This is a genomic window from Mesorhizobium sp. WSM4807 (assembly GCF_055811615.1).
Map to the genome: position 1 here is coordinate 1 of NZ_JBVVQY010000016.1, position 10127 is coordinate 10127.

The window sequence follows — 10127 nt, forward strand, 5'->3', positions numbered from 1 at the left end:
CGGGGTGGAGCAGCCCGGTAGCTCGTCAGGCTCATAACCTGAAGGTCACAGGTTCAAATCCTGTCCCCGCAACCAAACACCAAAACGGCCCGCATCACGCGGGCCGTTTTTGCGTTTGGGCCAGCCGCGGTCGAGTTGAAGTTCTACAAGGAGGCCATACGATGGCGGCTTCCGTTTGCTCAGCGGTTTCCGTTCTTCGCTGATGGAACCAACAGCCCGGGCCGAATGGTTCCGGCCGTTTGGCCGCCGCCATGCAGATCCGGCGCGTCCTTAAGGTAATCAGGATGTTCAAGAATAGGTATTATGTCAAAGCTGTATTGCTTGTCGGAGCGTTGATCATGGGTGGCGAGAAAAGTGCCGTTCAAGCGCAGGAGCGCGATGAGAGAGTGGTCCGCGTTGCCGAATTGGTTATCGATCCGGCCCAGCTCGACGCCTACAAGGCCGCCGTCAAAGAAGAGATGGAAGACGCCATCGATCTCGAACCCGGCGTGCTGGCCATCTACTCGGTGGCCGAGAAGGACAAGCCGAACAGTCTTCGGTTCTTCGAGATTTACGCCAGCGAGGGGGCGTATCGGGCGCATATCGCATCGCCGCATTTCAAGAAATATGTCGCGACGACGCAGTCGATGATCCTGTCGCGCAAATTGATCGAAACCGTTCCCGTTCAGCTCAGCGCAAAGCCACACTGACGGCCGTGCATGTTGGGCGCGCCGCGCTGAACTAGATAAGCACGTTCGTAATGGAAGAAGTGCCAGAGACCGTAGGTCCCGGCTCAAGCCGCCTCTCTGGCACGGAAGCGATCATGCGGTCGGGTTCAGCTCGCATCGTCCTACCGCAGGCTTTCCAACTCGCGGATGCGTTTGGCGCCGTCGGCCTCGAGCTGCCGGGTGACGGCGCCGATCAGCGTTTCGGCAACGACGAAAAGGGCCGCCGAGGAATCCCAGGCCGAAGGCACGGCAGTGCGCCCGGCGATGACATGGCGGGCGAAGCGGGCGATTGGCGACAGCCACTGGTCGGTGAACAGCACGATCTGCACGCCGCGCTGGTGTGCCGTCTCGGCGAAGCGGACCAGGCTGTCCTGATAGCGCCTGATGTCGAAGATCACCAGCACGTCGTGCTTGCCCATGTCGATCAGCCGGTCGCGCCAGACGCTTTCCTGTCCGGCGAGGTGAAAGACGTTGGGCTGGATGATGGCGAGGTGAGCGGCCATGTAGCGCGCCAGCGGATCGGTGAAGCGGCCGCCGATCAGGAAGGTTTTGCCGCGCCGGTCGGCAAGCTTTGCGACGATGTCGGCAAGCTGCTTTTCAGACAGGTGCCTGAACGTCTCGCGCATGTTGTCGAGCGTCGCCTCCAGCATCGGCGACGCCGCGCCGCCGTTCGGCGATGGCGGGTTAAGCGTGCGCGACGCCGGCGACTGCAGTTGCGCCGCCAGTTCGTCCTGCAGCGCCGACTGGAATTCCGGGTAGTTCTGGAAGCCGAGCCGGGCGACGAAACGCAGGATCGTCGGCGAGGAGACGCCGGCGGCAGCTGAGAATTCGGCGACCGTCTTCAGGCCGATCAGCGGATAGCTGGCGATCAGCGTTTGCGCTGCGCGGCGCTCGCCCGCCGGCATCGTGCCGATGCGGTCCGAGATCAGTTCGGCAATGCTCGAAATCATCTTTTCCCCATGCCCGGGCGTTTGCCGAAATCGCATTTGACCCGAAATCGCGTTTGACAAAGCCCGGCAAAGTGTATGAAATCATCCACAGGGACGCAATGAGGCAAAATACGTAACATACGATACAGCGCTCCCCGGGGACGACAGGATAATGGAGACAGCACGGCCCGCCAGCCTTGCATCGCCTGAAACCGTGAGGGTGACGAACCCCGGCGGATCGAGCCCTTTCGTGCTGACCTGCGACCACGCCTCCAATTTCCTGCCGCCGGAATTCGGAACGCTCGGCCTTGCTGCCGAAGAGCTCTCCCGCCACATCGCCTGGGATCCCGGCGCGCTGCCGGTCGCCCGCCGCATGGCCGAGGCGCTTGACGCGACGCTGGTCGAGACCCGCATCTCGCGCCTTGTCATCGACTGCAACCGGCCACTGGATGCGCCCGATCTGGTGCCGCCCATCAGCGAGACCACGGCCATTCCGGGCAATGCCGGCCTGTCGCAAAAGCAGCGCGCCGCGCGCATCGCCCTGTCCTGGCAACCCTTCCATGATGCAGTCGCGAGCATCATCGACAAAAGGCTGGCGCGCGAGCTTGAGACGCGGCTGGTTTCAATCCATTCCTTCACCCCGGTCTACAGGGGTAATAGCCGGCCCTGGCACATCGGCATCATCCATGACGAGGATCGCCGGCTTGCAGCGCCGCTTGTCGCCGCGCTGCAGCGGCTCGCCGGCGTCACGGTCGGCATCAACGAACCCTATTCGCCGGCCGACCGCGTTTATTTTACGCTGGAAAGGCATGCGCGCCCGCGGGGGCTACCCTGCGCGATGATCGAAATCCGCAACGACGAAATATCCGACGAAGCCGGGCAGCGGAAATGGGCGGATCTGCTCACGGGGATTTTTCTAGATCTGGAGCCCGAGGAGGCCAGGATCTCCCGACCAAGCGCAGTGGGAAAGTCAGTACAATCGGCTAGCTAAGAACCAGAAGGGGACAAAAATGTCAGCTCAAGACTATACGGAAGTCGACAAGAAGGAGGACGTAAACGTCCTCCATGGAATGGGCTACGCTCAAGAACTCGAGCGTAGCATGAGCAAGTTTTCCAATTTCGCGATCTCGTTCTCGATCATCTGTATTTTGTCTGGCGGTATCAACTCGCTCGGTCAGGCCACATCAGGCGCCGGTGGCGCGGCGATAGGCATCGGCTGGCCCGTGGGTGTTTTGATTTCAGGCGTTTTTGCGCTGGCACTTGCACAGATTTCATCGGCCTACCCGACGGCAGGCGGGCTGTACCACTGGGGCTCAATCCTTGGCAATCGCTTCACCGGATGGCTGTCGGCCTGGCTCAACCTGCTCGGCCTCGTGACAGTACTCGGCGCCATCAACGTGGGCACATTCTACTTCTTTTTTGGAGCTTTCGGTTCCATGTTCGGCGTCGAGGACACACTGACCCATCGCGTCGTCTTCGTGGCCGTCATCACCGTGCTTCAGGCTCTGGTCAATCATTTCGGCATTAAACTGACGGCCAAGCTGACTGACTTCTCTGGTTACCTGATCTTTGCCACGGCGATCGCGCTGACCCTTGTTTGTCTGGGCTCTGCTTCGAGTTTTGAATTCGGAAGGCTGTTCACCTTCGCCAACTACACGGGCACCGAAGGCGCAAGCTCGGTATGGCCGGTCGCGGTTTCGGGAGGCATGGCGTTCCTGCTTGGCCTGTTGCTGCCGATCTACACCATCACCGGCTATGACGCTTCAGCGCACACGTCGGAAGAGACATTGAAGGCGGCGCATTCAGTTCCTCGCGGCATGGTTTCTTCTGTATTTTGGTCGGGGCTGTTCGGCTGGATCATGTTGTGTGCCTTCGTGCTGATGATCCCCAGCATGGACGACGCCGCAAAACAGGGCTGGAACGTGTTCTTCTGGGCGATGGATGCGCAGGTGAATCCGGCGGTCAAGCAGATCCTCTACGTTGCGATCTTCGTTTCGCAATGGCTCTGTGGCCTTGCCACGGTAACGTCGGCTTCGCGCATGCTCTTTGCCTTCTCGCGGGATGGCGGAATGCCCGGCATTTCCAAGCAACTGGCGACCGTTAGCCCGAAGCACCGGACGCCGGTCGCCGCGATATGGGGAGCCTCCATCCTGGCTATCCTATTCGTCTGGCTGACCTCTGCCATCACGATCGCTGGTACGCCGGCGTACTCCATCGTCGTGTCGTGCACCGTCATCTTCCTATTCCTGTCGTTTGCAGTGCCGATTGCGCTGGGCCTGGTAACGATAGGCGGCCCGAAATGGCCGGCGATGGGCCCGTGGAATATGGGCATCGGAGCTTATCGTCTGTTTGCGATCCTCTCTCTCTTGTCAATGGCGCTGATTTTCTTCATCGGCATTCAGCCGCCGAATGACTGGGCGCTTGAGATTACCGTCGGTTTCGTTTTGCTGGCACTCATAATCTGGTTCGCCTTCGAGAACCGCCGCTTCCAGGGTCCGCCGATTGGTGACCAGATTGCAAAGCGCCAGGCGGCGATCAAGGCTGCCGAGGTAGCCATAGGCGAAGCCGGCGTCTGACACCCTCTTCATGATCATGGCCGGCGCCTTGCCGGCCATGGCGTTCCACATCTTCCAAGTGACAAGCCCAAACGACAAGCACTGGAGTGCCAAAGGAATGGCCGGAAATTTTTCGTTCGATCAGTTGAAGAAAGCAGTCTCCAGCGGCGAGGTCGACACGGTGCTGGCCTGCATTGTCGACATGCAGGGCCGGCTGGCGGGAAAGCGGTTCCTGGCACAGTATTTCGTCGATTCCGCCCATGACGAGACGCATGGCTGCAACTATCTCTTGGCCGCCGACATCGATATGGAACCGGTGCCTGGCTACAAGGCGGCGAGCTGGTCGAAGGGTTACGGCGACTTCGTCATGAAGCCCGATCTGTCGACGCTGCGGCGCATTCCATGGCTGGAAAAGACGGCGCTGGTGATCTGCGACGTGCTCGACCACCACACCCATGACGACCTGCCGCATTCGCCGCGCGCCATCCTGAAGAAGCAGGTCAAACGGCTGAGCGACCGCGGCTATATCGGCTATTTCGCCTCCGAGCTCGAATTCTATCTGTTCAGCGAAACCTACGATTCCGCTCGCAAGAAGCATTGGCAAGGCCTCGACACAGCCTCGCCCTATATCGGCGACTACCAGATCGGCATCACCACCAAGGAAGAAGGCGTCATGCGCCGGCTGCGCAACGAGATGCAGGCAGCCGGCATTCCGATCGAGAACTCCAAGGGTGAGTGGGGACCCGGTCAGGAAGAGATCAATGTGCGCTATGCCGAGGCCCTCGAGATGGCCGACCGCCACGTCATCCTGAAGAACGGCGCCAAGGAAATCGCCGAGTCCGAAGGCAAGGCGATTTCGTTCATGGCCAAGTACAATTACGGGCTGGCCGGCAATTCCAGCCACATCCACAATTCGCTGTGGAGCGCCGACGGCGAGACGCCGCTTTTCTACGACAAGAAGGCCGACTGGACACTGTCGACGCTGGGCCAGCAATGGGCGGCGGGCCAGCTCAAATACGCCAAGGAATTCACCTGGTTCCTGGCGCCCTACGTCAACTCCTACAAGCGCTTCCAGGCCGGCACCTTCGCGCCGACCAAGATCATGTGGAGCGAGGACAACCGCACCGCCGGTTTCCGCCTGTGCGGCGAGGGCACCAAAGGCATCCGCATGGAATGCCGCATCGGCGGCGCCGATCTGAACCCCTATCTCGCCTTCGCCGCGCTGATCGCGGCCGGCCTTGCCGGCATCGACGAAAAGCTTGAACTGCAAAAACCCTTCGTCGGCGATGCCTATCAAGTCTCGCAGCTGCCGGAAATTCCGAAGACCCTGCGTGATGCCACCGAGACGCTGGCGAAATCGGAGATGCTGAAGCAGGCGCTCGGCGACGGCGTGCTCGAGCATTATGTCCATACGGCGCACTGGGAGCAGTTCGAATACGACCGCCGCATTACCGATTGGGAACTGCACAGGGGGTTTGAAAGGTATTAGGCAATGGATCGAAATAAGCGCCATCGCTCGTTTGATACATCGGCTGGAGAATGGATTGCGCTTATTCCGAACGAGTTGCAGGTCGATGCAGTAGGCTTGTGGCAGATTATTCCAGTGGGACGTCACGAGTTTGGATTCGAGGGACGAGATCTTGAAGAGTTCACTAGAGAGGCATTGAAAGGTCTGTTGGCCAAAGGGGCCATGCCGATCACAGGGCAGGAAAAAGTCTGGGTTTTCGAACCCCGCTATGGAACTAAGTCCAACGAAATAATCGACAGGGTTGTGAAGACTTGGCTGTCGGAAGGTATGCGTGAACCAGACGTCGGAGACGTCTGGTTCGGACTCACAGGCGTCGTAGGAAATTGAACTCAGGAGTGCATAATTGGAAACCGTGAAAATAAAATCTCCCGTCGATGGTTCGATCTATGCCGAACGGCCAATCGCCACGGACCAGGCGATCAATGCCGCGGTCGAGCGTGCCAAGGCGGCGCAGGAGAAATGGGCTGAGACGCCGATCGTCGAGCGCGGCAAATACATGCTTGCCATGCTGGAAGCGCTGGTCGCCATGACCGACGAGATCGTGCCGGAGATCGCCTGGCAGATGGGTCGTCCGGTGCGCTATGGCGGCGAGTTCGGCGGCGTCAGGGAACGTACCTGCTACATGGTCGAGATCGCCGAAGCGGCACTCAAGCCGGTGATGGCCTCCAATCCGAAGGACGGGTTTCGCCGCTATGTGAAGAAGGTGCCGCTCGGCGTGGTCATGGTGATTGCGCCGTGGAACTATCCCTATCTCACCGCCGTCAACACTATCGTGCCTTCGCTGATGGCCGGCAGTGCCGTCATCCTCAAGCACGCGGCGCAGACGCTGCTGGTCGGCGAACGTTTTCAACAGGCGTTCGACAAGGCCGGCCTGCCCAAGGGCCTGTTCCAGAACCTCGTCATGAACCACGCGCAGACCGAAAAACTGCTCGGCTCGGGCAAGATCGATCATGTCAACTTCACCGGCTCCGTCGCTGGCGGCCGCGCCATCGAGAAGGCCGCGGCAGGCACCTTCATGACGCTCGGCCTCGAACTCGGCGGCAAGGACCCGGCCTATGTCCTGGCCGATGCCAAGATGGACCATGCCGTCGCCAACCTGGTCGACGGCGCCTTCTACAATTCCGGCCAGTGCTGCTGCGGCATCGAACGCGTCTATGTCCACGAGAAGGTCTATGACGAATTCGTCGAAGGCTTCATCGCCGAAACCAAGAACTACGTCGTCGGCAACCCGCTCGATCAGGCGACGACGATGGGGCCGATGGCCCAGGCGCGCTTTGCCGACCTGATCCGCGAGCAGAAGGCCGAGGCGCTGCGCAAGGGCGCCAGGGCACACATCAACATGAAGGTGGCCAACGACGAGCAAGGCTCGCCCTATCTTGCGCCGGAAGTGCTGACCGGGGTCGACCACCAGATGAGCGTCATGCGCGAGGAGAGCTTTGGGCCGATCGTCGGCATCATGAAGGTGCGCAACGACGAAGAGGCGATCGCGCTGATGAACGACAGCCCCTACGGGCTGACGGCCTCGATCTGGACGCGCGACACCGACCATGCTGCGGCTCTCGGCGATCGCATCGAGACCGGCACCGTGTTCATGAACCGCTGCGACTATCTCGATCCGGCGCTGGTCTGGACCGGCGTCAAGGACACAGGCAAGGGCGCGGCGCTGTCGGCCATCGGCTACGACAATCTGACGAGGCCGAAGTCATATCACCTGCGTGAAGCCATCTGATTTTCTGAAAGATAACAATGACAAAATTGATTTCCAAATGGAACTACCCGACAACCGTGCGCTTCGGTGCGGGGCGCATCAAGGAATTGCCTGAAGTGCTTGATGCGACTGGCATCAAGCGGCCGCTCTTCGTTACCGATCCGGGGCTGGCGAAGCTGCCGGTCGTCGCTTCTACCTTGAAGATCCTCGACGACGCCAAGGTCCCCTATGGCGTGTTTTCCGAGGTCAAGCCGAATCCGGTCGACTCCAACCTGACCGCCGGCATTGCCGTGTTCAAGAAGGGCAAGCATGACGGCGTCATCGCCTTCGGCGGCGGCTCGGCCCTCGACCTCGGCAAGCTGATCGCCTTCCAGGCCGGCCAGGCGCGGCCGGTCTGGGATTTCGAAGATGTCGGTGACTGGTGGACGCGCGCCAACTCCGATGCGATCGCGCCGATCATCGCTGTGCCGACCACCGCCGGTACCGGATCGGAAGTTGGCCGCGCCGGCGTCATCACCAATGAAGCGACCCACACCAAGAAGGTCATCTTCCATCCGAAACTTTTGCCGGCCATCGTCATCGCCGATCCGGAACTGTCGGTCGGCATGCCCGGATTCATCACCGCCGGCACCGGCATGGACGCGCTTGCTCACTGCCTGGAAGCCTATTGCGCGCCGGGCTATCATCCGATGGCCGATGGCATCGCGGTCGAAGGCGTGCGGCTTGTCTTCGAGAACCTGCCGAAGGCCTATGCCAACGGCAAAGATCTCGTCGCCCGCGCCCACATGATGAGCGCGGCCGCGATGGGCGCTGCCGCCTTCCAGAAGGGGTTGGGCGCCATCCACTCGCTGTCGCATCCGATCGGCGCGCTCTACGACACCCATCACGGCATGACCAACGCCGTGTTCATGCCCTATGTGCTGGCCTTCAACCGCGACGCCATCGAGGCGCGCATCGCCCGGCTCGCGGCTTATTGCGGCATCAAGGGTGGCTTCGACGGCTTCGCCAAGGCCGTCATCAAGCTGCGCAAGGAATTGAAGGTGCCGCACGCGCTGCCGGGCCTGATCAAGGGGCTCGACATGGACAAGAAGCGCAAGGGCCTGATCGCCGACATGGCGGTGGTCGATCCGACCGCCGGCGGCAACCCGGTCAAGCTGACCAGGAAGGCGGCGCTGACGCTGCTCGACAACGCCATTGCCGGCACCGTCTGAGACGGTTTTTTGCGCCGAAAATTGATCTGGGAAATGAGGGCAAAGAAAGGGGAAGGGATGAAAGGTAAGACCGAAATTCGTTAGCCGGAAAAACAATCGCGGAGCGATTGCTACAGCCGGTTAAAAAGAGTTTACTTTTTCGTACTGCAGGGCATCGCTTTCACAAAGCTTTCATCGGGCTGTCACACGAAAACGATACCGCATCGCAGGCGTCCAACGGCGTCAGTTCAACGGAGAGAACACATGTTCAAATTCACGGGAAAAGTGCTTTCCCTTACGGCCGTCGCCCTGATGGCGACCTCTGCCATCTCGTCGGCGCAGTCCATGGATGAACTGGTCGCCGCCGCCAAGGCGGAAGGCCAGCTCACCACCATTGCGCTGCCGCACAGCTGGTGCGGCTATGGCGACGTCATCGCCGGCTTCAAGGCGAAGTATCCGGAAATCACCATCAACGAGCTCAATCCCGATGCCGGTTCCGGCGACGAGATCGAGGCGATCAAGGCCAACAAGGACAACAAGGGCCCGCAGGCGCCTGATGTCATCGACGTCGGCCTGTCTTTCGGCCCGTCGGCCAAGGCCGATGGCCTGATCCAACCCTACAAGGTGTCGACCTGGGATACGATCCCTGACAGCGCCAAGGATGCCGACGGCTACTGGTACGGCGACTACTACGGCGTGCTCGCCTTCGGCGTAAACAAGGCCGTCGTGCAGAACGCACCACAAGACTGGGCTGACCTGCTGAAGCCGGAATATGCCAACTCGGTGGCGCTCGCCGGTGACCCGCGCACATCGAACAACGCCGTCATGTCGGTTTACGCTTCGGGCCTCGCGGCTGGCGGTACCGGCGGCCAGAATGCCGCCGCCAAGGGTCTGCAGTTCTTCAAGCAGCTCAACGATGGCGGCAACTTCGTGCCGGTCGACGGTGAAGCGGCAGCTGTCGCCCAGGGCACGACACCGATCGTGATGAACTGGGACTACAACCTGCTTGCCATGCGCGACAAGATGGCCGGCAATCCGGAAATCGAAATCGTCGTGCCAAAGGGAGCGGTGGTCGCAGGCGTCTACGTACAGGCGATCAGCGCCTATGCGCCGCATCCGAACGCCGCCAAGCTGTGGATGGAGTATCTGTATTCAGACGAAGGCCAGCTCGGCTGGCTGAAGGGCTATTGCCACCCGATCCGCTTCAATGATCTGGCCAAGAAGGGCGTGATCCCGAAGGAGATGCTGGACAAGCTGCCGGCGGCCGAGAACTACGAAAAAGCGATCTTCCCCACCTTGGAGGAACAGAACGCCGCCAAGAAGGAAATCAGCACGAATTGGGATGCCATCGTTGGCGCCGTCGTGAAGTAATTCATAGGGCGGCGGGGGGGGGGGCCCCCCCCGCCCCCGGGGCGGGGGGGGGGTTGGAGAGGGGGGGGCCCCAAAAAAAAACCGCCCCCCGGGGGGGCGGGGGGCCGGGGGGGGGGGGGCGGGGGGGGGGGCGCGGGGG

The 10127-nt window shown here is 61.0% G+C and carries 9 protein-coding genes; 8 read left to right on the forward strand and 1 reads right to left on the reverse strand.

Annotated elements, in window-relative coordinates; translation table 11 throughout:
* Positions 1-284: 284 nt before the first annotated feature.
* The gene (locus tag AC0L3N_RS20670) at positions 285-689 is read left to right on the forward strand and encodes a putative quinol monooxygenase (protein WP_473549292.1); all 405 of its coding nucleotides are present in this window, start codon (positions 285-287) and stop codon (positions 687-689) included.
* Between the two features lie 140 nt (positions 690-829).
* Here AC0L3N_RS20670 and AC0L3N_RS20675 read toward each other — a convergent pair whose 3' ends face one another.
* Positions 830-1657 (reverse strand): MurR/RpiR family transcriptional regulator, encoded by an 828-nt coding sequence (locus AC0L3N_RS20675; RefSeq protein WP_473549293.1) that lies wholly within the window; start codon positions 1655-1657, stop codon positions 830-832.
* 151 nt (positions 1658-1808) lie between these two features.
* Between AC0L3N_RS20675 and AC0L3N_RS20680 the strand changes: the two genes are divergently transcribed.
* The 7 genes from AC0L3N_RS20680 to AC0L3N_RS20710 all read left to right on the forward strand — a co-directional run bounded on the left by AC0L3N_RS20680 (position 1809) and on the right by AC0L3N_RS20710 (position 9988).
* Positions 1809-2627 carry an N-formylglutamate amidohydrolase gene (locus AC0L3N_RS20680; protein WP_473549294.1) on the forward strand — a complete coding sequence of 273 codons (819 nt, stop codon included), beginning with the start codon at positions 1809-1811 and terminating at the stop codon, positions 2625-2627.
* A 19-nt stretch (positions 2628-2646) separates the two neighbouring features.
* The gene (locus AC0L3N_RS20685) at positions 2647-4212 is read left to right on the forward strand and encodes an amino acid permease (protein WP_473549295.1); all 1566 of its coding nucleotides are present in this window, start codon (positions 2647-2649) and stop codon (positions 4210-4212) included.
* 97 nt (positions 4213-4309) lie between these two features.
* Complete coding sequence (locus AC0L3N_RS20690) at positions 4310-5680, forward strand: glutamine synthetase family protein (RefSeq protein WP_473549387.1); 1371 nt, start codon at positions 4310-4312, stop codon at positions 5678-5680.
* Positions 5681-5683: 3 nt separating this feature from the next.
* Positions 5684-6046, forward strand: a complete 363-nt coding sequence (locus AC0L3N_RS20695) for a hypothetical protein (RefSeq protein WP_473549296.1) — start codon at positions 5684-5686, stop codon at positions 6044-6046.
* Positions 6047-6062: 16 nt separating this feature from the next.
* Positions 6063-7448, forward strand: a complete 1386-nt coding sequence (locus tag AC0L3N_RS20700) for an aldehyde dehydrogenase family protein (RefSeq protein ID WP_473549297.1) — start codon at positions 6063-6065, stop codon at positions 7446-7448.
* 17 nt (positions 7449-7465) lie between these two features.
* Positions 7466-8638 (forward strand): iron-containing alcohol dehydrogenase, encoded by a 1173-nt coding sequence (locus tag AC0L3N_RS20705; RefSeq protein WP_473549298.1) that lies wholly within the window; start codon positions 7466-7468, stop codon positions 8636-8638.
* Positions 8639-8881: 243 nt separating this feature from the next.
* A complete protein-coding gene (locus tag AC0L3N_RS20710; protein ID WP_473549299.1) occupies positions 8882-9988 on the forward strand; it encodes an ABC transporter substrate-binding protein in 1107 nt (368 codons plus the stop codon).
* Positions 9989-10127 lie beyond the last annotated feature (139 nt).

Excerpts from the sequence above, each read along its gene's own strand:
- AC0L3N_RS20670 (WP_473549292.1), top strand. The coding sequence starts at position 285 with ATGTTCAAGAATAGGTATTATGTCAAAGCTGTATTGCTTGTCGGAGCG.
- AC0L3N_RS20675 (WP_473549293.1), bottom strand. The coding sequence starts at position 1,657 with ATGATTTCGAGCATTGCCGAACTGATCTCGGACCGCATCGGCACGATG.
- AC0L3N_RS20680 (WP_473549294.1), top strand. The coding sequence starts at position 1,809 with ATGGAGACAGCACGGCCCGCCAGCCTTGCATCGCCTGAAACCGTGAGG.
- AC0L3N_RS20685 (WP_473549295.1), top strand. The coding sequence starts at position 2,647 with ATGTCAGCTCAAGACTATACGGAAGTCGACAAGAAGGAGGACGTAAAC.
- AC0L3N_RS20690 (WP_473549387.1), top strand. The coding sequence starts at position 4,310 with ATGGCCGGAAATTTTTCGTTCGATCAGTTGAAGAAAGCAGTCTCCAGC.
- AC0L3N_RS20695 (WP_473549296.1), top strand. The coding sequence starts at position 5,684 with ATGGATCGAAATAAGCGCCATCGCTCGTTTGATACATCGGCTGGAGAA.
- AC0L3N_RS20705 (WP_473549298.1), top strand. The coding sequence starts at position 7,466 with ATGACAAAATTGATTTCCAAATGGAACTACCCGACAACCGTGCGCTTC.
- AC0L3N_RS20710 (WP_473549299.1), top strand. The coding sequence starts at position 8,882 with ATGTTCAAATTCACGGGAAAAGTGCTTTCCCTTACGGCCGTCGCCCTG.